24 protein-coding genes and 1 other RNA gene are annotated in these 22012 nt (G+C 60.9%); 15 read left to right on the top strand and 10 right to left on the bottom strand.

Annotated features, from left to right (window positions below):
• Positions 1-34 precede the first annotated feature (34 nt).
• The 5 genes from rsmD (at position 35) to CW354_RS09445 (ending at position 2720) form a co-directional block, all read left to right on the top strand.
• Positions 35-598 (top strand): 16S rRNA (guanine(966)-N(2))-methyltransferase RsmD, encoded by a 564-nt coding sequence (gene rsmD, locus CW354_RS09465; RefSeq protein ID WP_104829750.1) that lies wholly within the window; start codon positions 35-37, stop codon positions 596-598.
• A 134-nt stretch (positions 599-732) separates the two neighbouring features.
• Entirely contained in the window at positions 733-1023 is a 291-nt protein-coding gene (locus CW354_RS09460) for an XrtV sorting system accessory protein (protein WP_104829749.1), read from the top strand.
• Between the two features lie 34 nt (positions 1024-1057).
• Positions 1058-1214, top strand: a non-coding RNA gene (gene ssrS, locus CW354_RS09455) — 6S RNA.
• Between the two features lie 27 nt (positions 1215-1241).
• On the top strand, positions 1242-1832 hold the full coding sequence (locus CW354_RS09450) for a 5-formyltetrahydrofolate cyclo-ligase (RefSeq protein ID WP_104829748.1): 591 nt from the start codon (positions 1242-1244) through the stop codon (positions 1830-1832).
• Between the two features lie 75 nt (positions 1833-1907).
• The gene (locus CW354_RS09445) at positions 1908-2720 is read left to right on the top strand and encodes a TIGR00282 family metallophosphoesterase (RefSeq protein ID WP_104829747.1); all 813 of its coding nucleotides are present in this window, start codon (positions 1908-1910) and stop codon (positions 2718-2720) included.
• A 23-nt stretch (positions 2721-2743) separates the two neighbouring features.
• Here the strand turns inward: CW354_RS09445 and CW354_RS09440 are convergent, their stop codons facing one another.
• On the bottom strand, positions 2744-4687 hold the full coding sequence (locus tag CW354_RS09440) for a serine hydrolase domain-containing protein (protein ID WP_104829746.1): 1944 nt from the start codon (positions 4685-4687) through the stop codon (positions 2744-2746).
• A 65-nt stretch (positions 4688-4752) separates the two neighbouring features.
• Complete coding sequence (locus tag CW354_RS09435; RefSeq protein ID WP_104830080.1) at positions 4753-5013, bottom strand: YjhX family toxin; 261 nt, start codon at positions 5011-5013, stop codon at positions 4753-4755.
• A gap of 489 nt (positions 5014-5502) precedes the next feature.
• Between CW354_RS09435 and CW354_RS09430 the strand changes: the two genes are divergently transcribed.
• The 3 genes from CW354_RS09430 to CW354_RS09420 all read left to right on the top strand — a co-directional run bounded on the left by CW354_RS09430 (position 5503) and on the right by CW354_RS09420 (position 7873).
• Positions 5503-7011 carry an alkaline phosphatase PhoX gene (locus CW354_RS09430; RefSeq protein WP_104829745.1) on the top strand — a complete coding sequence of 503 codons (1509 nt, stop codon included), beginning with the start codon at positions 5503-5505 and terminating at the stop codon, positions 7009-7011.
• Positions 7012-7390: 379 nt separating this feature from the next.
• Complete coding sequence (locus CW354_RS09425; RefSeq protein ID WP_104829744.1) at positions 7391-7597, top strand: cold-shock protein; 207 nt, start codon at positions 7391-7393, stop codon at positions 7595-7597.
• Between the two features lie 66 nt (positions 7598-7663).
• Complete coding sequence (locus CW354_RS09420; RefSeq protein ID WP_104829743.1) at positions 7664-7873, top strand: hypothetical protein; 210 nt, start codon at positions 7664-7666, stop codon at positions 7871-7873.
• 118 nt (positions 7874-7991) lie between these two features.
• Here CW354_RS09420 and CW354_RS09415 read toward each other — a convergent pair whose 3' ends face one another.
• Together CW354_RS09415 and CW354_RS09410 are read right to left on the bottom strand one after the other, a co-directional pair.
• A complete protein-coding gene (locus CW354_RS09415) occupies positions 7992-8492 on the bottom strand; it encodes a hypothetical protein (protein WP_104829742.1) in 501 nt (166 codons plus the stop codon).
• 79 nt (positions 8493-8571) lie between these two features.
• Entirely contained in the window at positions 8572-9327 is a 756-nt protein-coding gene (locus CW354_RS09410) for an SDR family NAD(P)-dependent oxidoreductase (RefSeq protein WP_104829741.1), read from the bottom strand.
• A gap of 81 nt (positions 9328-9408) precedes the next feature.
• Here CW354_RS09410 and CW354_RS09405 point away from each other — a divergent pair, with 81 nt between their 5' ends.
• The 3 genes from CW354_RS09405 (at position 9409) to efp (ending at position 13350) form a co-directional block, all read left to right on the top strand.
• Positions 9409-10155 carry a YebC/PmpR family DNA-binding transcriptional regulator gene (locus CW354_RS09405; RefSeq protein ID WP_104829740.1) on the top strand — a complete coding sequence of 249 codons (747 nt, stop codon included), beginning with the start codon at positions 9409-9411 and terminating at the stop codon, positions 10153-10155.
• Between the two features lie 311 nt (positions 10156-10466).
• Positions 10467-12680 (top strand): carbohydrate binding family 9 domain-containing protein, encoded by a 2214-nt coding sequence (locus CW354_RS09400; RefSeq protein WP_104829739.1) that lies wholly within the window; start codon positions 10467-10469, stop codon positions 12678-12680.
• A 106-nt stretch (positions 12681-12786) separates the two neighbouring features.
• Entirely contained in the window at positions 12787-13350 is a 564-nt protein-coding gene (efp, locus tag CW354_RS09395; RefSeq protein WP_104829738.1) for an elongation factor P, read from the top strand.
• Between the two features lie 10 nt (positions 13351-13360).
• Here the strand turns inward: efp and xrtE are convergent, their stop codons facing one another.
• From xrtE to CW354_RS23380, 4 genes are all read right to left on the bottom strand, one after another.
• Complete coding sequence (gene xrtE / locus CW354_RS09390) at positions 13361-15013, bottom strand: exosortase E/protease, VPEID-CTERM system (protein WP_165793623.1); 1653 nt, start codon at positions 15011-15013, stop codon at positions 13361-13363.
• Positions 15014-15155: 142 nt separating this feature from the next.
• Complete coding sequence (locus tag CW354_RS23390) at positions 15156-15317, bottom strand: hypothetical protein (protein WP_165793622.1); 162 nt, start codon at positions 15315-15317, stop codon at positions 15156-15158.
• A gap of 38 nt (positions 15318-15355) precedes the next feature.
• Entirely contained in the window at positions 15356-15520 is a 165-nt protein-coding gene (locus CW354_RS23385) for a hypothetical protein (protein ID WP_165793621.1), read from the bottom strand.
• 40 nt (positions 15521-15560) lie between these two features.
• Positions 15561-15725, bottom strand: a complete 165-nt coding sequence (locus CW354_RS23380) for a hypothetical protein (RefSeq protein ID WP_165793620.1) — start codon at positions 15723-15725, stop codon at positions 15561-15563.
• A 196-nt stretch (positions 15726-15921) separates the two neighbouring features.
• Between CW354_RS23380 and CW354_RS09385 the strand changes: the two genes are divergently transcribed.
• Positions 15922-16785 carry a sterol desaturase family protein gene (locus tag CW354_RS09385; protein ID WP_104829736.1) on the top strand — a complete coding sequence of 288 codons (864 nt, stop codon included), beginning with the start codon at positions 15922-15924 and terminating at the stop codon, positions 16783-16785.
• On the opposite strand, the gene CW354_RS09380 is transcribed toward CW354_RS09385, so the two are convergent.
• A complete protein-coding gene (locus CW354_RS09380) occupies positions 16782-17660 on the bottom strand; it encodes an alpha/beta hydrolase (RefSeq protein WP_104829735.1) in 879 nt (292 codons plus the stop codon). The two genes, CW354_RS09385 and CW354_RS09380, sit on opposite strands and share 4 nt — an antisense overlap.
• Before the next feature lie 158 nt (positions 17661-17818).
• On the opposite strand from CW354_RS09380, the gene CW354_RS09375 reads away from it, so the two are divergent.
• From CW354_RS09375 to CW354_RS09365, 3 genes are all read left to right on the top strand, one after another.
• Positions 17819-18490, top strand: a complete 672-nt coding sequence (locus CW354_RS09375; protein WP_104829734.1) for a hypothetical protein — start codon at positions 17819-17821, stop codon at positions 18488-18490.
• Between the two features lie 147 nt (positions 18491-18637).
• Complete coding sequence (locus CW354_RS09370; protein WP_133162257.1) at positions 18638-19792, top strand: hypothetical protein; 1155 nt, start codon at positions 18638-18640, stop codon at positions 19790-19792.
• A gap of 15 nt (positions 19793-19807) precedes the next feature.
• On the top strand, positions 19808-20056 hold the full coding sequence (locus CW354_RS09365) for a hypothetical protein (RefSeq protein ID WP_104829732.1): 249 nt from the start codon (positions 19808-19810) through the stop codon (positions 20054-20056).
• Between the two features lie 18 nt (positions 20057-20074).
• On the opposite strand, the gene lepA is transcribed toward CW354_RS09365, so the two are convergent.
• The gene (lepA, locus tag CW354_RS09360) at positions 20075-21874 is read right to left on the bottom strand and encodes a translation elongation factor 4 (protein ID WP_104829731.1); all 1800 of its coding nucleotides are present in this window, start codon (positions 21872-21874) and stop codon (positions 20075-20077) included.
• Positions 21875-22012 lie beyond the last annotated feature (138 nt).

Here is a 22012-nt window from a genome sequence, read left to right as displayed (position 1 = left end):
GGATAAAAGCATCCTTTAAGAGAACGAAACACCCATGCGCATTATCGGCGGCAAGTTCAGCGGCAGGCGCCTTGCGGCGCCGAAGGGACAAACATCGCGCCCCACGGCGGACCGCACCCGCGAAGCGCTGTTCAACATTCTTTCGTCCCGCGAGGATGTGGACTTCGACGGCGCGCGCATCATCGATCTGTTCGCCGGCTCCGGCGCGCTCGGCTTTGAAGCCATGTCGCGCGGCGGCGCCTGGTGCCTTTTCGTGGAGACGGATGCGGGCGCGCGCGGCGCCATTCGCGACAATGCGGAAAGCTTGTCCTTATTCGGCGTCACGCGCATTCACCGGCGCTCGGCTGCGGATCTCGGCCCCAAGCCTGCCGGCGTCGGCCCGCCCTTCACCCTCGCCTTCCTCGACCCGCCCTATGGCAAGGGGCTCGCTGAACCGGCCCTGAAGGCGCTGCATGAAGGAGGCTGGCTGGCGCCCGGCGCCGTCGCGGTCGTCGAACAGGGCAAGGACGAGGTCCCGGCGCAAATGCAAGGCTTCATCGAAGACGATCGGCGCCAATATGGCGCCGCGCAGATCGGCGTTTATCGGCATGCGGGCTAAACCAGGCTTGGCGGTCATAGCCTTAACGAAACCTGAACAGGCAGGCTTGCATTAACCACGCCTTTTTCTCGGTTAAGGCCGGTTTAACTTCAGATGCTTACTGTCGAAACGGTTGCGTGATTTAGGGGAACCCCATGTTCACGATTTTCGACATCTATTCGCTGGTGCTTTTGCTGGTTTCCATGGGCCTGTTCGTCAAACGCTATATGACGCAGGATCCGCCGGTTTATCCATATCTCATCATCGCCTGCACCTGCCTTGTCGCGAACTGGCTGGGCGAAGCGGGCGGCGGCGTTTTCGCCCTCGGACTGCTTATCGCCGCATCCTTTTCTTTCCTTGGCTGCCTGCTTTATCCGAGCTGGCGCTCCATGAACGACGATCCCAAGAAATCCGCGGCCAAGCGCAGCGAAAACACCGCAGGCTGATCCCTTTACGAAGCCCGTTCAGAGGCTTATTTGTGGCGGGCTGCCCGGCCCGTCAGGACGACATTCCCCGGGGCTTATCACTTAGAACGGGAGCTGCCTCTGACTGGGACCGTGGTCCCTATCACCGCGGCGCCCACCTGGTCCTTTGGGTCCAGGGCGAATAAAAGTCCGACGGCCAGGGCGGCGCCTTATTTTCAAAAAAGCGGAGAGCCGCTTTCATGCTGCCGCCCATCGCCTCTTTCCCGAGCCCGAAAAAAATCCTGCGCGAGCGCATGAAAGGCGAACGCCGCGCCGCGGCGAAAGCCCGGCCCGACGCCGGCGTCCATGCGGCGGCCAATTTCATGAGCGCCATCGAACGCCCGGAAGGGACGGTCGTTTCGGTTTATTTCCCAATGCGCGAGGAACTCGACACCGAACCTTTGGTCGCCGCTCTCGTCGAAGAGGAAACGGCGGTGGCACTTCCCGTGGTCGAGAAGAAAAAGGCGCCGCTCGTCTTTCGCGCCTATCAGCCGGGCGACGATCTCGTCGACGGCTCTTACGGCGAGCTCGTTCCGGTTGAAACCGCGCCCGCCGTGACGCCCACCATCCTCGTCATCCCGCTTCTCGCCTTCACGCCAGAGGGCGGCCGGCTCGGCTATGGCGGCGGCTATTACGACCGGACGCTTGAGGCTTTGCGCCAGTCCGGCGCCCCGCTCGCCGTCGGCTACGCCTTCGGGGCGCAGGAAGTTGACGCGCTCCCCCTCTCGCCCCTAGATCAGCCGCTGGACTGGATCGTCACCGAGCGCGGCGCGACCCGGTGTTCAGGGTAGTCACGGAGCGTTTTCCGGAAAAGTGGAGACCGGTTTTCCGCAGAAAACGCGACCATTAAAAAAGCGAGGCGCGTTTTGCGGATTGCGGTTTTCGGCGACATCATGGGCAGGAGCGGGCGCAATGCGCTGCTCGACCGGCTGCCGGGCCTGAAAAAGAAGCTCGCCCTCGATTTCATCGTCGTCAATGTGGAGAACGCCGCCGGCGGGTTCGGCGTCACCGGCGATATCGCCGAGGCGGTGCTCGAGGCCGGCGCCGATGTCTTGACCACGGGCAATCACGCTTACGACCAGCGTGACGAAATCGACATTTTCGACCGTGAGGACCGCTTGCTTCGCCCCCTCAATTTCGCGCCGAGCAATCCGGGCCGCGGCAGCGGCGTTTTCGAAGCGAAAAACGGCGCCAGCGTTCTGGTGGCGCATGCGCAAGGCCAGATCGGCATGCATCCGAGCGACGATCCTTTCGCCGCCATGGAGCGCGAACTTGCCGGCGCCGTCCTTGGTAAAGACGTGGATGCGATCGTCGTCGATTTTCACGCCGAAGCGACCTCCGAGAAATGCGCCATGGGTCATTTCCTCGACGGACGCGCGAGCCTTGTCGTCGGGACGCACACTCATATTCCGACCGCGGACGATCAGATCCTGCCGCGCGGCACCGGCTATATCACTGATCTCGGCATGTGCGGCGATTATGACAGCATCATCGGCATGGAAAAATCGGAGCCCCTGCGCCGCTTCATCACTAAAATGAACGCCGGACGCTTCGCCCCGGCAAACGGCGAAGCGACGATCTGCGGCGTCATGGTCGAAACCGATCCGGCGACGGGGCTCGCCAAAACCATCGAACCGATCCGCGTCGACGGCCGGTTGCGCCGGGCGATGCCGGCCTGACGTAAGGCGCCAGGCTTTGCGCCTTACGCCGTCGGGGCGAAAATCACGTTCCAGACCACGAGCATCAATGCGAAATAGGCGAGCGCCAGCGCGAACGCCGTATGGTGAAGCTTGCGCCAGACGCGCCAGCCCGATCCGCTCCAGGCCGGCCACAGGCTGACCAGCCCGGCGATCGCAACCGCAAAGACGCCGAGCGCGACGAGACGCAGAATAACGATCGACGCCGGCGGATAGGAAAGCAACATCGCGGCGTCCGCATTCGCCATTTGCACCGCCATCCAGACGAACGCGCCGGCGAGCGCAAAAACGAGGCCTGCGGCGACGATCGCGCCCAGGCCGACAAGCGCGCCCGCCCGCGTCTTCAAGGCGCCGCGGCCCTGCCGCCGCCATGCGCCGGCGACGGTCGTGACGCTGAATAAAAGCGCGAGGCCGAAGGCGAGATTGAGCAATAGCGGATTGGTCGCAAAGCCGACCCGTTCATAGGAGTGAACGCCCCAGCTTCCGGTAAAATGCGTGACGCGGCCCTTTTCGTCGCGGCCGAAAACGAGGCGTGCGCCATGGCGGTTTTCGAAGGTGTCCGCCGCGCCCTTGACCGGCGCATAATGGAAAGTCTTTCCCTCTATGCTGACGGTCAGTCCGCCTTTCGCCGGCGCGACCTCGGCCGTACTGTCCGTGGCGAAGAGTTTTTCGAACCGCGAAAAGGAGCGCCGGTTGTCGAGATAGGCTCCCGCGAACCCTTCGGCCTTGTCCGCAAAGCCCGGATCGTCATGAGCGAAGTCCGGCGGGGCGTCCAGAACATGATCGATAACGAGCCAGGGAAGATCGCTCACGAGCGTGCGGTCCATGGTTCCGCTTTGCGAGACGAAAACGCCGATCCCGAACTGGGGAACCATGGTCATATCGGTGTAATAGGAAGAGGTGGCGCCGCCATGGCCGAAACTGACGACGTCCCGGTAATGCCGGGTCATGAAGCCGTGAGCGAGATCGGCGCCCGCCGGCCGGTCGTCAAAGGCTCGCGTCCACATGAAATCATGGGTTTGCGGGCGCATCAGTTTTGCGCCGTTATATTCCCCACGCCCCATATGCAAGAGCATCCATTGCGCCATGTCGTTTGCGGTCGAGGCCATGGCGCCCGCCGGCGCGTAAGGCCCGATCTCCATATAGTCCGCAGGCGCATAGTCGCCGGCCTTGAGCTCATATGCCTTCGCCAGCGCCGCGCGCGTCTCGTCATTCATCAGCGCCGGCCCCTTGAGCGTCGTATGCGTCATCGAGAGCGGCGTCAGGATTTCATCCTGCAGGAACTTTTCATAAGGAACGCCCGACACGTCCTCGACGATCTTGGCGGCGAGCGCCGCGCCCCAATTAGAGTAAGACGTGCGCGTTCCCGGCGGATAGACGCGCTTCGGCATCTGCTCGGCCAGCACATCCGTCAGGGATTTATCCGTCGTGTCGGGCACGGTGAAAACTTCGAGCGTATCTTCGAAACCGGCGCGATGCGCCATCAGGTCGTTCATGGTGACCGGCGCATCGAAAGCCTCCGGGATCTGCATGCCCTTGAGATAACGGTTCACGTCCTCGTCGAGATCGATGAGCCCGCGCTCATAGAGCATCATCACCGCCGTCCAGGTGAACGTCTTGGAGACCGACCCGATGCGGAAGAGCGAGCGTGTTCCGCTTGCGGGCGCGCCCGTTTCCACATCGGCGTCTCCATAGGCCTTGGCGAACAGAATGCGCCCGTCCCGGACGACGCTCACGGCGACAGCCGGCGCGTCGTGCTCGCGCCGGTGGGCCGCGACGACGCCGTCCACATAAGATTCAAGCACCGCCTCCTCGCGGGTCGGCTCGAAAGGATCGAGCTCGACCGTGGCGACCGGGGTCGAGGGCGCGGCGTCCGGCGACGGAACCTGCGCGGACGCCGCTCCGGCGAAGACGGCGATGACAAACGCGACAACCAAGGAAAGGCGCATTCTTTTTCTCCCTTAGAGGAAAACTCTAACAGAGAATGCGCGTTTCCCAAACCGGACGCGGGGATTTACGCCCGATTATCCAGCTGCGCGCGCACCGACCGCCGCCCGAGCCCGGTGATCCGGTAAGGACCGCCATTGGAAGAGGCGATGAGCCGGCGCCGTTTCAGCTTTTTGAAGACGTCGAGCGTGCAGTCCGCCAGCGTCCAGCCTTCGGGACTGGCGCAATTGATCTCGACGATTTTTCCTCTGTCGTCTTTGTCAAACAGAATGGCGCCGCCACGCGCCAACACATGCAACGTGCGTTGCTCCGCTTTTGAAATGTTCATGGATAGAGAGTCCGAATAACAGGCTAAACCGGGCGCAATGAAAGAAAGCCGCACAATATGCGTCAGCCTCTGCACTTTGTGCGTCGGCTTCGTTTCATAAACGCCGTTAAAACGGTTTAGCGGGTGACAAGCTCGGACATAATTTCTCCAAGCCGTCTATTTAGTGCGCCGCATCCCTCGTGACAAGCCCTCAAGATCGCGAGGAAGGATTGTCATCAAGCCGTAATCGTTCTGAGACATTCGTGTCAGGAAATCGCCCTAGGGTCCGCCGCATCATCCGGACAAGGATGATCTTCGCGCGGCCGCTTCATTCGAATGTCCGCGCATAAGCACACCGCTCGCCCCGGCAAGGGAGAGCGGTTCTCCATTCGTCCTGACCCAAGGGGCGACGCGTGAGGACGGTGTGGATGCGAACGCTGACGCGGCGTTCGTCATGGCGTCCGCATGCGCGGCGGCCCCTTTCATTTTGAAAGCTGAGGAAATCTGCTGATGTCGCAATCAAACAGTGAATCGCCGTCCCTCGACCGCCGCAATCTTTTAAAAGGCGCGTCGGCCGTTGGCGCCGCCGGTCTCGCCTTTTCGGCGCTGTCGTCCGCCGACGCCCATGGCCGCCGCAGAGGCCGCCGCTGGGACTTCTCGCCGGACTACGGCCCGGTTTCGCCGAAAGAAGACCTCGTCACCGGTCTTAAACTGCTCGCCCTGCCGGAAGGCTTTGAATACATGTCCTTCGGCTGGACCGGCCAGGTCATGGATGACGGCCGTCCGACGCCGACCGATCATGACGGCATGGCGGTCTGCGCGAAATTCGGCCATCACATCGCGCTTGTGCGCAACCATGAACTGTCGACCGGCGAAAGCACGCCGTGCCAGGTTCCCGGCGGCGTTTACAACCCGAACGAATATGGCGGCACGACGAACCTCGTCTTCGATCTTCGCCGCGGCCGTTTCGTGCGCCATTACACCAGCCTCGGCGGCACCATCCGCAATTGCGCGGGCGGGCGCACGCCGTGGAACTCCTGGCTCTCCTGCGAAGAAACCTTCCATAGCTGGAACGACCGCGCGGACGGTTTCAACCATGGCTACATCTTCGACGTGCCGGCTTTCGGAACCTCCAACGGCCAGCCGATCAAGGCCGCCGGCCGCTTCTCGCACGAAGCCGTCGCCGTCGATCCGTGGACGGGCGTCGTCTACGAGACCGAAGACGCCGGCACGTCCGCGTTCTACAAATATGTGCAGCCGGGCGCCCATGACGCGTCCTGCGGCTGGGGCCGCGGCTATGGTCACGGTCATGGCCGCGGTCATTTCGGCTGGGGCGGCTGGGGCGGATGGCGCCAGCGCGGCCCCTTGCGCGACGGCGGCGAGCTTTTCGCCATGGTCATCGAGGGCGAGCCCCGCAAGGACCTTCGCCTCGGCTATCAGCCGGGCGATACGTTCAAGGTGAGCTGGCAGAAAGTCGAAGACCCGGAAGGCAAGGAAGGCCGGGCTTTCGACTCTGCGCCGGATGCGGCGATCATCGCCCGCGGCGAAGGCTGCTGGGAAGACGGCGGCAAGATCTATTTTGTCTCGACCAGCGGCGGCGCCGCCGGCCTCGGCCAGGTGTGGGTCTATGATCCGCGCCAGGAAACGGTCAGCCTCGTTTATGAATCGGCTGACCGCGAAGACGTCGACGGTCCGGACAACATCGCCATCTCCCCGCGCGGCGGCATCGTTCTGTGCGAGGACGGCGGCTCCAATCCGAAGCGTCTCATCGGGCTGACCACCGAAGGCGACATCTTCCCGTTCGCGGAAAACATCATCGACCTGAAAGACGGCGACATCGACAAGATCGACGCCTTCTTCCCGGGCGCCAAAGCCAACTTCTGGGACAATCCGGTCGGCAACTACTCCAGCCGGGAATGGTGCGGCGCGACCTTCCATGACGACTGGCTGTTCGCCAACGTCCAGTCGCCGGGCGTCACCTTCGCCATTCGCGGGCCCTGGCGCAAAGGCGCGCTCTAACCCCCGCGCTGCATGGATCGTTTCCGGTCCATGCGGCGCCGGCAAACGCGGATGAAGCGTCATCCGCGCATTAACTAAGCCGTTTGACCGTCAGTAGAGTTGCGCAGCCTGTTGGGCCGGCGGGGGGAGCCGGCCCTTTTTTCATACGAAAGAACGCCCCCCGGAGCGGCGCGCAGCCCCGGTTTTCCCTGGCCGGCGTTCATTGCACGCGGAAAACCTTGCATTCCCGGCCTTTAAAGCGCATATGGTGGATATGCCATGATTGAAGGCCGTCTATTAGGCCGCGGAAGCAAGCTTCTTATTCTCCTCCAAACATCGGCAGCCAATCCGCGCTCGGAACATTTCCGGGCGCTTCAGCCTGTTTGAAAGGAATAACGACATGGCGACTGGAACAGTGAAATGGTACAACTCCCAAAAAGGTTTCGGCTTTATCGAGCCTGATGATGGCGGCAAGGACGTGTTCGTCCATGCGACCGCCCTTGAGGCCGCCGGCATCCGCGGTCTGGATGACGGCCAGAAAGTCAGCTTCGAAACGCAAACTGAGCGCGGCAAAATCTCCGCAGGCCAGCTTAGCGTCAAAAGCTAACCCCTACCCGGCATAGAGCGCATTCAGCGCTCTATGCCTCCTCAACCCCGGAAAAAAAGACGTCTCATGGCCAAGCCCCTGACAAGTCAATCGGTTGCTTTCCGGCGCGCCAGGCAAGAGCGGGCGCAAGCTGAGGCGCTTGGCGAGTTTGACGCACAAGCCGAACGCAAACGCGAACGAACCAGAAAATTACGCAAGCTGCGCATTGAAAACGATGCGGCGGCGGCGGCGCACTTCAAGAAGTGGCGCGACCGGCATTCCTCATCCGGCGAATAATCTTTAGCGGCGCCAAGCGCTTTAAGCGGTTTGACCGGCCCTCAATCTTGCGCACACACAGAAAACTGGCTTCGCGCCGGCTTTTTTGCGCCCCCCGCATTCTATTTACAGACCGCCGCTAACCGGCCCTTGCGCCAATCATCTGGCGCATCATGCTTTCATGCATAAGCCGCTGCTGCATGGCGTCGGCGTTCAGCGCCTCGCCTTTGTCATGGACTTTCAAAAATTCGAGAAACCGTTCGATCGATTCTGTCGGATCTTCGAAGCGGCGCGCCATGGCAAGCTGGTCCTGCGTCAGATCCACAAGATTGACGCGCTGATGCGGATCGTAGTCGCCGCCGGCCAAACCGGCGAGATGCGACCGAAAGCCGGCGCCGCGCGAGGACAGCATCAAAAGATTTTCATCGAAGGGGTGGCCCGCCGCTTTCAGCTCGTCCACAAGCTGGTCGATCTCGGCGGGCGTGATGTTTGTGAGATCGTAAGTCGCCATCACCGCGGCGATGGGATCGGCTTCCTCTTCCATCTCCAGAAAAAAGTCCGCGCCGTTCGTTCCGTCCGTGTTCTGTTTTGATTGAAGCGCAGCGACGCCGGCATAGGAAGAGACATTCGTGACCTGCATGGAGACCCCAACGGCTTTGGTTGATTTTCATTCACCATAAGCCGCGAGGGTTTAAAATTCGTCTAAAGGCGGCGCCGTTTCATCGCACGTAACTGGCGCCGTTAATGTCGAACGTGGCGCCGGTCGCCGACGGGCACGCTCCCGACGCGCAGAAGACGATCATCGCCGCGACTTCTTCCGGCGAAGCGACGCGGCCCAGCGGAATATCCTTCACCGCATTCTTGCGGTTTTCGATGTCCTGCGGCGCCATGCGCGTTTCGACCCAGCCGGGCGCAATGGCGTAGAACAGCATGTTCTCCCCGGAAAAGGCGCGCGCAAAGGTCTTGGTCATAGCGAGGACAGCCCCCTTCGACGCCGCATAGGCCGCATGGTCCGGCCCGTCGCCGCGATGGCCGGCGCGGCTCGCCACATTAACGACGATCCCGCCGCCCTTCTCCCGGAAATGATGAATGGCGGCGCGGCAGATGTCCGCCGGCGCCTGAACGTTGACGGCCATGGTCTGCGCCCAGCCTTCGGCCCAGCCCTCATCGCTGCCGTCGATGGGCGAAGGGATGAAAATCCCCGCATTATTGACCACCGCGTCGAGCCGGCCCGCCGCCGCGATGGCCTGGGCCATGAGCCGCGCGCCCGCGCCGGGGGCCGACAAATCCTCGAACAGCATCTCGCCGCCGGCCGCGGCCTTGGCCTTTTCCGCGGCCTCGCTCGGCCCCGAGGCGTGAAGGAGGACTTTCGCCCCCGCCTCGCCGGCGGCCTTCGCCGCCGCCGCGCCGATCCCCCGCGAGGCCCCCGTCACCAGCACTGTTTTTCCGTCCAGATTCCCGGTTGGGCCGCCCATAAATCCTCCACACTTGAATTTTTGCGAGCCCGCGCCATAACGGGCGGAAAATCAACCCCTTTTCAGCCAATGAGGACCCCCATGGCCGGGCACAGCAAATGGGCGAACATTCAGCACCGCAAAGGCCGCCAGGACGCCAAGCGGTCGAAAATGTTCTCCAAACTATCGAAAGAGATCACCGTCGCCGCGAAAATGGGCGCGCCCGACCCCGAATTTAACCCGCGCCTTCGCCTCGCCATCCAGGCGGCGAAAGCCCAGTCCATGCCCAAGGACAATATCGACCGGGCGATCAAGAAATCGACCAGCGCCGACGAAGCCAATTTCGAGGAAATCCGTTACGAAGGTTTCGGGCCCGCCGGCGTCGGCGTCATCGTCGAGGCGCTGACCGACAACCGCAACCGCGCCGCGAGCGACATCCGCGCGATCTTTTCCAAGAATGGCGGCAATATGGGCGAGACGGGCTCGGTCTCCTTCATGTTCGATCTCGTCGGCTATATTGAATACCCGGCGGCCAAGGCCTCGGAAGAGGAAATGCTGGAAGCGGCCATCGAAGCCGGCGCCGAGGACGTTCAGTCTTCGGAAGAAAGCCACGAAATCTATTGCGCCTTCGACCAGCTCGCCGAAGTGAGCGCGGCGCTCGAAGAAAAGTTCGGGGAGGCGACATCCGCCAAACCCTTCTGGCGCCCGCAGAACACCATCGACATCGAAGGCGACAAGGCGGCGACCCTGATGAAGCTGATCGACGCGCTGGAAGACAATGACGACGTCCAGAACGTCTACGCCAATTTCGAGATCTCCGATGAGGAGATGGAGCGGCTGGCGAGCTGACGCCGCCATCCGCCGGATCAAGGCGAAACGTCCCGCCCCTCTCAGGCAAATATCGCGCGCCCCGCGCGATATGTTCGACGGCCGTGGCAGATACCGCCAAATAAAATCCGCCTCTTGATAGCCGCCGCGAGCTTTGGTTCTAAAGCGTTTTGAAGGAAAAGTGGTTCACCGGTTTTCCGTCTCAAAACGCGTAAATAAAGAATCTAGAGAATCCTGATGACTCGCATGAACATTAGGATGCTCGAAGACTTTCGAAAGCTGCGTCGCGTCATTGCGCCGTCCACGCATCAGCGGCGAATTCAGGGGACAGTATGCGCCGACAGATATTTTGGCTCACCGCCTTTGCCGCGCTTTGCGCCAACGGGCCGGCAGGCGCTGCACAGGACACAAGCGTTCGGCGGTCTTCGGACCGCAATTTCGCGAATTTCACGCCATGCGTTCAGGCCGTGCGCATCGCCCATGAAGACGCGCCCGTCATCGACGGCGATTTGTCCGACCCGGTCTGGCGCCGGGCGCAGCCGATTACGGAATTTTACCAGGTCGACCCGGTGGAGGGCGCCGCGCCGACGGAGCCCACCAAGGCCTATGTTCTTTTTGACGAGCGCAACCTTTATATCGGCATCTATAATTACGACAGCGAGCCGGAGCTGATCCGCCGCTCGCAAATGCAGCGCGATTTCATCCTGCGCGACGACGACGCCGTGCGCGTCTATCTCGACACTTTCGGCTCCTTTCGCGACGCCTATTTCTTCGGCGTCAACGCCAATGGCGCGCGCGCCGACGCGCTGATCGAAAACAACAGCAACTATCAAAATCAGTGGAACACGATCTGGCGCGCCGAATCCCGTCTCGCCGACGACGGCTGGATGACGGAAATCGTCATTCCTTTTCAGTCCATTTCCTTCGACCCTAACCTCGAAGAATGGAACATGCAGATCGTCCGCAATATCCGGCGCAAGAACGAGGAAATCCGCTGGTCGAATATCGACCGCAGTCGCGGACGCATCGACATGACCAATCCGGGCCGCCTCGCCGGCGTGCGCGACGTCGAAAGCGGGATCGGCCTTGAACTCCAGGCTTATGTGACCGGGGCCGCCGCCTATGACTGGCGAACCGCCGATAAGGATTACGATTTCAATCCGAGCGGCAACGCCTTTTACAAGATTACGCCGTCGCTGACCGGCTCGCTCACCGTCAATACGGATTTTTCCGACACCCAACTCGACGACCGCCAGGTCAATACGGGACGCTTTTCGCTGTTCTTTCCCGAGACCCGCGATTTCTTCTTGCAGGACGCGCAGGTTTTCGAATTCGGCGGGCGGATATTCCAGGATCTCGTCAACGGCATGCCGTTCTTCTCCCGCAATATCGGCATTGTCGACGGCCAGCCCGTCGACCTCCTCGCCGGCGCGAAACTAAGCGGCAAGCTCGGCCCCGCCAATATCGGCGCGATTTCGGCGCGCACGAGCGCGTCGGAGGCGATCGGCGTCGACGGCCAGTTCCTGTCGTCGGCGCGTTTGTCCGTGCCCGTTCTTTCCGCCTCGAAACTCGGGCTCGTTTTCACCCATGGCGATCCCACCGGCGAAGACGAGAGCACCGTCGCCGGCGCCGACTTCCAGTTCAAAAAACTCAATCTCTTCGGCGACGGGACCCTTTTCGCCGACACCGCCTACACGCACAGCTTCACCGGCGGCGAGAGCGACCACATGCTCGCCCATGAAACCGCCTATCGCAGCCAGACCTGGAACGGAACCTTCCGCTTCCGCGACATCGGCGCGGATTACGCGCCGAAGCTCGGCTTCGTGAACCGCACCGACATCCGACGGTACAACGCCAATGGCTGGCGAAAATACCGGCCTTCGGGCGGCTTCATTCGCGAAGCCGAGACCGGCGGCTTTGCAAACATCATCACCGACCGCAACGGGCGCACGCTCGACCGGTTTTTTGGCGCCTGGATGGGCGGCTCCAACAATCCCGGGGACGAGCTCTGGCTGCGCTACGAAAATGGCTTCGTCGACATCGTCGACCCGTTTTCCATTGCGGGCGAGGTTCCGGTTGCGCCGGGCGACTATCGCTGGAGCCAGTACGAGGTCGAGGCCTCGGCCACCAACGCCCGCATGGTCGGGGCGGAAGTCGAGGCGCGCTGGGGCGGCATCTATGACGGCGATTATCTGAACATCCGCAGCGAACTCAGCCTGCGCCCGAGCCGGTATTTCGAACTTGCGGCGGGATATGAATATTCCGATTTCGACCTGCCCTCGGGCGAGATCGGCGTTCATATCGCCTCGGTCAATTCGACCATCGCGTTCACCCCCGACATGACCATCAAGACGGAAATCCAGTACGACAATATTTCCGAGGCCTTCACCTTTTTCTCCCGCTTCAGCTGGGAGCCGATGCCGGAGCGGGAAATCTTCCTGTCCATCGGCCATACGGCGCTGATCGAGCGCACGGATTTCCCGCGCGATTTCACCTCCCGGCGCTCCAGCCTCGCTCTGCGGCTCGGCCACACCTTCCGGATGTAGCCCCGGGCTTCTTTGCCGTCCTTGCCAGTCCGGCTCGCGGCTGGTAAAGGCGCGCCTTCCCTGACAACCAAGGCCCGAAAAACAAGACCGAAGGCAAGGCGACCCCATGAAAATCAACGGCAACGAAATCCGTCCCGGCAATGTCATCGAACATCAGGGGGGCCTGTGGGCCGCGGTCAAGGTGAACGCGGTGAAGCCCGGCAAGGGCCCTGCCTATGCCCAGGTCGAACTCAAAAACCTCGAAGACGGACGCAAGCTGAACGAACGCTTCCGCGCCGCCGAGACGATCGAGCGCGTGCGCCTTGAGCAGAAAGACCACACCTATCTTTACGCCGAAGGCGACATGCTGGTGTTCATGGATTCTGAAAGCTATGAGCAGATCTCGATCCCCAAAGACATGATCGGCGAGCGCGTGGCGTTCCTTCAGGACGGCATGGCCGTGGTTGTCGAAAGCCATGAAGGCCGCCCCATCGGCGTGCAGCTTCCCGAACAGGTGACGCTGGAGGTGGTGGAAACCGAACCGACGGTGAAAGGTCAGACCGCGTCGTCCTCCTACAAGCCCGCCATCGCCGACAATGGGCTGAGGATCATGATCCCGCCTTACATGACTGTCGGCGAGAAGATCGTCGTCAACACCGAAACGATGGAATATGTGAAGCGCGCCGACTAGCGCTCGCCTGTTACAACAACGTCCACTGTTTGAAGACGATCGCCCACGCCGCGATGACGGCGTTCGCCGCCATATGCGCGGCGACGGCGCCCGCAAGCTTGCCGGAGCGATACATGGCGACGGCGAAAACCGCGCCCGCGAATGCGCCGGCGAGCCAGCGCTCATGGAGAAGCGCGAACAGGCCTGAGCTGATGAGAAAGGCCTTCCACGCAAAAGCGTTTTCCGCGACGGTTTCGAATTTCTCGGCGATCAGCTTGCGGTGCACATAGCCGCGAAAGGCGAGCTCTTCGGCCAGCGGCACAAGCAGCACCGTCCCGAGAAGCCGCATGGCGAGCCACAGGACGAGCGCCGCCGGCGGCAACCCGGCGAGCCACAGCCCCAGCGCGCTTTCCTCCTTGAGGCCCGGATCGGTTGCGATCCATAAGGCGCCCACAACCACTCCCCATAGGACAGGCTCAACGCCGACGCGCCAGTCCATCGCCTTATAGACGCGCCAGAACGCAAAGAGCGCAAGCAGCAGCGCCGCGACGCGCATGCCATAGACCCAGTAATGGCCTTCGGCGGAAAAGGCCGAACCGAGGATTGTCGCCGCGGTCATGGCGAGAAACGGCGCGAGCAGGGCCGCCGCCAGTTTCACGGCGGGCGAAACGCTCGCCTCCTCTCGCCCATCCAGCCGGTGGAAAAAGGAAAGCCGGTGCGTCGCCGCCATGATCGCAATCGTCACCACAAGGAACATCATCCAGCCGGCCTGGCTGTGAAATCCGGTGATCGCAATTTCCGGCGAGACATGGGCGCCGAGGCTGACCAGCATGGCGATCCGCACGCAGTTCAAAACCCAGATCGCCGCGACGCCAATAGGCAGCACGAGGAATACATTGGGAAACTTCAATGAGCGCCGGAACACCCAGAAGTAAATCATCAAAAACGTGACGACGAGGCCGATGCCTTCATAGCCGGAACAGGCCGATGCGATATTGACCTTAAAGCCGCTCACGCCGATGACGCGGCTCTCGGGAACCGTCGCGACATCGCTTTCATAAAGCCGCAGGATCGCCGCGGAAAAATGAAAGGTTGCGTCGGACAAAAGGCTCCAGGACTGGCGCGACAGAACCGCCGCCGCCTCGATCATCATCGCGGCGAAACCGGCGAGCGCGAGGCGCGCGCGTTCGCGGTCGAGGAAACCGCGCCAGAAAGAAAGCGGCGCGGCGGCGAGCGCCAGCGCGCCATAGGCGGCGACCGCGGCGGCGCTCCACAAAGCAAAAAGCCCCCATGGCGGGCCGTTCGCATCGCCGTCATAACGATTGAAGACAAGCGTCGCCGCGGCGAGCCCCGTAATCAGGGCAAGGTTAACGATAAGCGGCAGACGCCATGAATGCGTCCCGGCCGAGGCCGCCCATTCGCGCCAGGCCTCAAGGCGCTGCGGCGTAAACAAAAGCGCCAGCGCAGCCAGGAAGAACAGCGTGAACGGCACCGCTTCGCGCATCACCATATGCGCCTCGCGCCAGGCCGGCGCCGCGCTGATCGCCGTCGGATTGTAAAGAAAAGCGACGAAGGGGAGCTCGAGAACGGCGAGACAGCCAAGAAAACCCGCGCGCCAGACAAGCGGCCCTGGCCTCCGTCCCGCACCCGGACTCTCGTTTTCTGCTGCCGGCGTCTGCTTCATGCCTCTCCTCGCCCCGGCCTTAAGGTTCCTCCACCGGCGGCCAGGGTCAATGGCAAGCAAGCTTTGCGCCGCGTGCCTCTGAATTCCAGGCATGAAAAAACCGGCCCCGAAGGCCGGCTTTTCCTTCCGGCGAAAAGGCCGGTTATTTTTTCATCTTCTCGCGAAGGATCGCGCCGATCCCCACGAGCAGTGCAATTGCCGCAACGCCTGCGCCGGCGTCCATTTCAGGAACAGCGTAGTTGCTGCCCGCGAAAGCCGGCGTCGCCATCAAGGTTACGGCGGCGGTCAAAAGTGCATGTTTCATAGGTATTACCCCCTCTTTCAGTTACAAAGATCGATCGGTTATTTACGGCGGCCGCGTTCGCGAATGAGCGCGGCGGCGCCCGCAAGAAGCGCAATGGCGGCGAACCCGGCGCCGATATCCATCTCAGGAACACGCAACGGTTCGGCCGCAAGCACCGGAGATGCGGTCAACGCAAACATTGCAGTCATCACAATACGTTTCATAGCAATCGCCCTCTCTTCAGCAGCAAAAATATGCGGACAGTTACTTCCGGCGGCTGCGTTCGCGAATGAGCGCAGCAGCGCCTGCAAGAAGCGCGATGGCGGCGAACCCGGCGCCGACATCCATTTCCGGCACGGAATTCGGCGATGTCGCCAGCGCCGGTTGCGCCAAGAGGATCATGCCCCCGACCAATGCAGTAAGTCTCATCGTCCGCTCTCCCTTCGTCCCGTAGACAGGAAAGGGTAAATCGGACCGTAACCTTACACAAGAGCGTGCAGCCGCAGGCTGCGCCGCTGCAGCGCACCGCACGCCCTGCGCGCATAAGCGCCCGGGATTCCTCGCGCTGGCGGACGGCTTGCATGGAGGCGCGCAATTCCCGAAACTCCCTCAAGAGGAAAAAACCATGGAATTCGTCAAGGGGCTCGGCGGCGTTTACTACCTCCTTATCGTCCTTGCAGCGGCGGTCGCGATCGAGTGCGCGCTGCCATGGCGCAAGGGCCTCAAGATCAATCTGGCGCGCTGGCTGCGCAACGCCTCCATGACGGTCTATGGGACGATCCTTTTGAGCGCCATCCCCGCGATCGCCGCCTTTGGCGCTGCAACGGCGGCGGAGGCGAACGGCGTCGGACTGATGAACCAGCTCGGGCTTCCGTTTTCCGCCAGGCTCATCATTTCGGTCCTCGCGCTCGACCTAATGGCCTACGGACAGCACCGCATGCTGCATCAATGGTATGTCCTGTGGCGTACGCACCGGGCCCATCACACCGATATTAATATCGATGTCAGCACTTCCCTGCGCTTTCACCCCTTTGAGACGCTGTTCCGGGCGATGATCGAAGTCGCCGTCGTTTTCGCGCTCGGCGTCCCGCCGGAAGGCATCTTGCTGATCTATCTCATCCACGTCATTGCGAACGCCTTCACCCACGCCAATGTCGCGCTGCCGCGCAAAGCCGATATCATCCTGTCACGGATCATCACGACGCCGGCCGTGCATCGCCAGCACCATTCCACAGACCTTTCCAGGCAATGTTCGAATTTCGGCACGGCCTTTACGATCTGGGACCAGATGTTCGGCACGTTTTCCGGGCCGGAAAATCTGCGCGAGGACGAGCGCTTCGGGGTCGAGGGGCCGGAAGCGATGAAGGCCGACACCTTCGGCAATCTGGTCTTCGATCCTTTCAGAAAGCCCAAAGGCGCGGGCGTCCCGCGCCCGCCCGCCCCCGACATGCCGGCGGCGAAAGACGCCGCGGCGGACAAAGCTCTCTAGTCGTTCATCTCGCGATAAAGATGGCGCATCCCTGTGGAGAGAACCGCCGGATAGATGCTGGCGTGGGTCTCGTCTTCGAAGACGCGCGTTTCCATGACGAGATTGGGATCGTCGCGGGCTTTGAGCGCCGCGGCGAAAGCGTTCAAATCATCGACCATCATGTATAGCCCCGCCTGGTTCTCCCAGGCGCCGACGCCCATATAGACATATGTTTTGCGCTTGAACGGGCGGGCCTTTTCCGCCGCCTTGATCATCATTTTCTCATTATACCAGAGCGACGGGCTGACCAGGATATAGCGCTTGAAAAGCGCCGGCTTTTCCAAAAGCAGATACGCGCCGAAAAGCCCGCCATAGGAATGGCCGATGAAAACGCGTTCCTCCTCGTCAATGCGATAGCGCGCGCCAAGCAACGGAAGAATTTCTTTTTCAATGACCGCCGCAAAAGCCGGCCCGCCGCCGGAGAATTTTTGATAGGCCGGGCCGTATCCGCCCTTGTCCGCATGCGCCGGCGTGTAGTCCCGCGTCCGGTTCAGACGATAGGCGTGCTTGTCGTCCGGGTCATAGGCGTAGCCGATGGAGACGACGATCATCTCCGGCGCCTGTCCGTTGTGGCTGGCGAGCCGCGCGATCTGGTTCGAGGCGATGGCGAACTGGTAATCGGCATCGAGCGTGACGAGCAGCGGATAGGGTTTATCCGATGACGGATAGCCTTTCGGAAGGCTGACATAGAGCTCGTAATCGACGCCGTTTGTTTTCGCGGTGAATGGAATGACCTGCGAATGCGGCAGCACATAAGGCCGGCCGACCTGGACTTCCGCCAATGCCGACGGCGCGGCGGCGAACCCAAGAAGAAAGATCAATAAAAACAGACGCATAAGCTACTCCTGGCAAATACGCTACATATGTAGCAGATTCGCAAAACAGGATAAACCGCCACGGGCCGTTTAGAACTTTAGCGACTGGCTTGTCCTCTCTTTTACCGCTGCGCCGATACCATCCGCGCCCGACCAGAAGCGGATTGGCGAGGGTCCTCATGCAAAAACATCTGCAACTTTTCGCGGCGGCGCTGGCGGCCATCGCCGCGCCGGGCGCCGCCATGGCGCAAACGACGGGCATATCCGTCGGCCCCTCCGCCGGCACCGATGGGATCGGCGCGGACGCATTTTACAAGATCAGCCCGTTCGTCGCCGCGCGGGCCGGCTTCCGCTACGCCGATATCTCGATTTCCAAAACCATCGACGATGTGCGTTACGATCTCGATTTCGGTTTTACGGGCGGGCTGGCGGCGCTCGACATTCATCCGTTTGCGAATGGATTCCGGGTTTCGGGCGGCGCTTATTTCTCCGGCCGCAATGTGGATCTTGGCGCGACGCCTGCGCGGCCTGTCGAGATCGGCGACCGGACTTATACGCCGGCGGAAGTCGGCGTTCTGACGGGCTCTTCGGACTGGAACAACGCCGCGCCGTTTCTCGGGCTCGGCTTCAATAACGGGCTTAACGCCGTCAAGCGCTTCGGCTTTCAGGCGATGCTCGGCGCCGCCTATATCGGCGATCCGGACGTGACGCTCGAAGCAACCGGCGGGCTCCTCGCCAGCGATCCGACCTTTCAGGCCGATCTCGATAAAGAAGAGCAAAGGCTCGCCGACGACCTCGACGATTTCCCGTTCCATCCGATCTTAAGTCTTGGATTTACGGTGCGGTTTTAGGACACTGCAGCTGTTTGAGTTCCAATGCGACTGCAATCGAACACGGCGACCTAAATATTTCTGTCGCTTGACAGACCTTTAAGCCCACGCTTTGTTTTACCATCAAACTTGTTCGTCAAAGAACAACAGCGCGGGGGCGTGTGGGGCATGTCATTTCAAAGAAAAATTTTTCTGAGTATTTTGGCCATTTCGGTCATCCTTCTATTTGTATGCGGCTATGTCGGCCTTTTCGAACTGGTGCCGCTTTTGCGGGAGAAAATCCAAAATAATGACGAGACCTTCCTGCAATTGGCGGGCGATGCCGGCGTATTCTACAGTTTCCTTATCGGAGTGCCCCTATCTGTGATCGTCGCGTTAGCCGCAGCGGTCATCGGCGGCGAGATTACGGAAAGGCAGGGCGATATCGACACGCTCCGCTTCGCAGAAGAAAAGGTCGAGGGAGCACTCGAAGTCTTCCTGCGCATCTTAAATACATTGCATGCGACTTTTCTGACCGGCAACGTTGTCAGCGATGTTATCTACTCTTTGGTTTCTTCCAAGATACACCAGATTGAAGACGAAGATGGCAATTTCGATCTCGACGGCTTAATTGAATTAACTGAGGAGCAGTTCAGCAAACCCAGAGAATCGCTTTGCGACGAATTGGAAAAGCTTCAAGCAGCCATCGGCCAGTCCAAGAAAGATCTCTATGCGCCAATCATTTTGCAACAAAGCCTTAAACGGTCGAATAATGACGAGACCGGCCTCACCTATATCCGCAAAAACCTGCCTCAGAACCATGGCGTCGAAAAAGGCCTGCTCGAGCCGGATCTGTATCAGATCGGCCACTTATTGAGCGCTTGGGCGTCCGACATAACCGCAATTGATGCAATTGAGGCGCTAACATTGATGCCTGACACGTATAGAAGCAGCGACTATATTGGCATGATGCTGCAAAGGAAGCAGTATGTTCCGACATCCGGAACAGCCGAAAAATTGGGCCCGGATCATGTGACGGATGTATTTTATAACTTCGGCGCCGCATGGATTATGCAGGCTTATCGCGCGCTGCCAAAAAATGACGATGTCAGCAGTATCTTTCGCGAAATCCTGAAAGGACGCTCGCACATCGCCATGCGCCTTCTGGATGCGGTCAGTCCAGATGTCGGGCGTCTCGAAAGCCGGGAGTGGCTGGAAAACATGGAAGCAGCGCTTACAGAACGCGACAACTATATTATCTTACGCTTGGAAGACGGTTCGACTAAGGCGTACGTCCCCAAGCTGCATGGATCTCTCGCCTCGCTTAGCTTGTCGCAGGCCTGATAGGAAGGACTCATCATGTTTGGACGGCGTAAATTTTCAGAGCCTCCGAGGAACGGAAAAGGCGTTGCAAGCCTGAAAGAATTGCGGACCCTGGCCGAAAAGCTTGGCTCTTTCGAAGCGGCCATGGAGGCCGCTAAAATCGACGTGCAGGACTATATTCGCCTTCGCGCGCAAGCAGGCGAGTGGCGCGATGTCGTCGACCGCCTTGACGAATACAAGGCGAGCCAAAACGCGCGCAAGCGAAACCGTCCCTATCAGGGCTGATCCACATGAAAATGCCGATCAACTGTCGATTTTCAACGCTTTAATAAACGCTTCCTGAGGGATTTCGACGCGGCCGAACTGGCGCATCTTTTTCTTTCCCTCTTTTTGCTTTTCCAGAAGTTTGCGTTTGCGCGTCGCGTCGCCGCCATAGCATTTCGCGGTGACGTCCTTCCTCAAGGCCGCGATGGTTTCGCGCGCGATGACGCGCCCGCCGATCGCCGCCTGCACCGGAATTTTGAACTGGTGGCGGGGGATCAAATCTTTCAGCTTTTCGCACATGGCGCGCCCGCGCGCTTCGGCCTTGTCGCGGTGAACGATGATCGAAAGCGCGTCCACCGGTTCTTCATTGACGAGGATCTGCATCTTCACGAGGCTTTCGGCGCGATGATCGATCAGCTGATAATCGAAGCTCGCATAACCTTTCGAGATCGATTTCAGGCGATCATAGAAGTCGAACACAACCTCGTTCAAAGGCAGCTCATAAACCACCATGGCGCGGCTGCCCGCATAGGTGAGGTCTTTCTGGACGCCCCGGCGCTCCTCGCAGAGCTTCAGGATGCCGCCGAGATATTCGTCCGGCGCCATGATCGTCGCCTTGATCCACGGCTCCTCGATATGGTCGATCCGGACCGGGTCCGGCATGTCCGCCGGGTTGTGAAGCTCGATCTTCTCGCCGTCCGTGAGGAAGATATCGTAGACGACGCTCGGCGCCGTGGTGATGAGGTCAAGATTGAATTCGCGCTCAAGGCGCTCGCGGATGATTTCGAGATGCAAGAGCCCCAGAAAACCGCAGCGGAAGCCGAAACCGAGCGCGGCGGAAGTCTCCATCTCATATTCAAAGCTTGAATCGTTCAAGCGCAACCTGCCCATGGCCTCGCGCAGATCTTCGAAATCCGCCGCATCGACTGGAAAGATGCCGCAGAAAACAACGGGCACGGAAGGTTTGAAGCCCGGCAGGGCCTTCTCGCAGGGCCGCTTTTCCTCGGTGATGGTGTCGCCCACCGCCGTTTCGGCGACTTCCTTGATGGAGGCGGTGAAATAGCCGATCTCGCCGGGGCCGAGTTCGTCGACGGGGGTTTTCTTCGGCGTCGACACGCCCACCTGTTCCAGCGTGTAAGTCGCCTTCGCGCCCATCATGCGGATGCGCATGCCCTTTTTCATGACGCCGTCATAGATGCGCACGAGAACGACGACGCCGAGATAAGGATCGTACCAGCTGTCGACGAGCAGCGCCTTCAACGGCGCCGTCTCGTCGCCCTTCGGGGCGGGCAGGCGCGCAATGATCGCTTCGAGGACGTCCGGCACGCCCATGCCGGTCTTGGCGGAGATTTCGATCGCGTCCGAGGCGTCAATGCCAATCACGTCCTCGATCTGCGCCTTCACCCGGTCCGGATCGGCGGCGGGCAGGTCGATCTTGTTCAAGACCGGCACGATTTCGAGATCGACGTCGATCGCCTGATAGACATTGGCGAGCGTCTGGGCCTCGACGCCCTGGCTTGCATCCACCACGAGGAGCGCGCCCTCGCAGGCGTAGAGCGAGCGCGAGACCTCATAGGTGAAATCCACATGGCCCGGCGTGTCGATGAGATTGAGGATATAGGTCTCGCCGTCCTTGGCCTCGTATTTCAGCCGCACGGTCTGGGCCTTGATGGTGATCCCGCGCTCACGCTCCAGCTCCATGGAATCGAGCACCTGCTCTTTCATCTCGCGCACGGTCAGCCCGCCGGTCACCTGGATCAGGCGGTCGGCCAGCGTCGACTTGCCATGGTCGATATGGGCGACGATGGAGAAATTGCGGATGTTTTTGAGCGGGGTCATGGGGCTTGAGGGGAATGGCGGCTACAGGAAACGGGCAAACGAGCGAGGCATATAGACGGCCCCAGCCCCGGCGACAATGGCCCAGGGACAATGGGCGGGGCGCACTGGACGCGGGGAAGGCGGGCCTCAAAAAAGACC

It is taken from the genome of Hyphococcus luteus, from assembly GCF_002943565.1.
Lineage (GTDB): Bacteria > Pseudomonadota > Alphaproteobacteria > Caulobacterales > Parvularculaceae > Hyphococcus > Hyphococcus luteus.
The sequence above is the reverse complement of the archived record's forward strand: the minus strand, read 5'-3'. Positions and strand labels throughout refer to the sequence as shown.

Coding starts and splice junctions, on each gene's coding strand:
- rsmD (WP_104829750.1), top strand. CDS start 35: ATGCGCATTATCGGCGGCAAGTTCAGCGGCAGGCGCCTTGCGGCGCCG.
- CW354_RS09460 (WP_104829749.1), top strand. CDS start 733: ATGTTCACGATTTTCGACATCTATTCGCTGGTGCTTTTGCTGGTTTCC.
- CW354_RS09450 (WP_104829748.1), top strand. CDS start 1,242: ATGCTGCCGCCCATCGCCTCTTTCCCGAGCCCGAAAAAAATCCTGCGC.
- CW354_RS09440 (WP_104829746.1), bottom strand. CDS start 4,687: ATGCGCCTTTCCTTGGTTGTCGCGTTTGTCATCGCCGTCTTCGCCGGA.
- CW354_RS09435 (WP_104830080.1), bottom strand. CDS start 5,013: ATGAACATTTCAAAAGCGGAGCAACGCACGTTGCATGTGTTGGCGCGT.
- CW354_RS09430 (WP_104829745.1), top strand. CDS start 5,503: ATGTCGCAATCAAACAGTGAATCGCCGTCCCTCGACCGCCGCAATCTT.
- CW354_RS09425 (WP_104829744.1), top strand. CDS start 7,391: ATGGCGACTGGAACAGTGAAATGGTACAACTCCCAAAAAGGTTTCGGC.
- CW354_RS09420 (WP_104829743.1), top strand. CDS start 7,664: ATGGCCAAGCCCCTGACAAGTCAATCGGTTGCTTTCCGGCGCGCCAGG.
- CW354_RS09415 (WP_104829742.1), bottom strand. CDS start 8,492: ATGCAGGTCACGAATGTCTCTTCCTATGCCGGCGTCGCTGCGCTTCAA.
- CW354_RS09410 (WP_104829741.1), bottom strand. CDS start 9,327: ATGGGCGGCCCAACCGGGAATCTGGACGGAAAAACAGTGCTGGTGACG.
- CW354_RS09405 (WP_104829740.1), top strand. CDS start 9,409: ATGGCCGGGCACAGCAAATGGGCGAACATTCAGCACCGCAAAGGCCGC.
- CW354_RS09400 (WP_104829739.1), top strand. CDS start 10,467: ATGCGCCGACAGATATTTTGGCTCACCGCCTTTGCCGCGCTTTGCGCC.
- efp (WP_104829738.1), top strand. CDS start 12,787: ATGAAAATCAACGGCAACGAAATCCGTCCCGGCAATGTCATCGAACAT.
- xrtE (WP_165793623.1), bottom strand. CDS start 15,013: ATGAAGCAGACGCCGGCAGCAGAAAACGAGAGTCCGGGTGCGGGACGG.
- CW354_RS23390 (WP_165793622.1), bottom strand. CDS start 15,317: ATGAAACATGCACTTTTGACCGCCGCCGTAACCTTGATGGCGACGCCG.
- CW354_RS23385 (WP_165793621.1), bottom strand. CDS start 15,520: ATGAAACGTATTGTGATGACTGCAATGTTTGCGTTGACCGCATCTCCG.
- CW354_RS23380 (WP_165793620.1), bottom strand. CDS start 15,725: ATGAGACTTACTGCATTGGTCGGGGGCATGATCCTCTTGGCGCAACCG.
- CW354_RS09385 (WP_104829736.1), top strand. CDS start 15,922: ATGGAATTCGTCAAGGGGCTCGGCGGCGTTTACTACCTCCTTATCGTC.
- CW354_RS09380 (WP_104829735.1), bottom strand. CDS start 17,660: ATGCGTCTGTTTTTATTGATCTTTCTTCTTGGGTTCGCCGCCGCGCCG.
- CW354_RS09375 (WP_104829734.1), top strand. CDS start 17,819: ATGCAAAAACATCTGCAACTTTTCGCGGCGGCGCTGGCGGCCATCGCC.
- CW354_RS09370 (WP_133162257.1), top strand. CDS start 18,638: ATGTCATTTCAAAGAAAAATTTTTCTGAGTATTTTGGCCATTTCGGTC.
- CW354_RS09365 (WP_104829732.1), top strand. CDS start 19,808: ATGTTTGGACGGCGTAAATTTTCAGAGCCTCCGAGGAACGGAAAAGGC.
- lepA (WP_104829731.1), bottom strand. CDS start 21,874: ATGACCCCGCTCAAAAACATCCGCAATTTCTCCATCGTCGCCCATATC.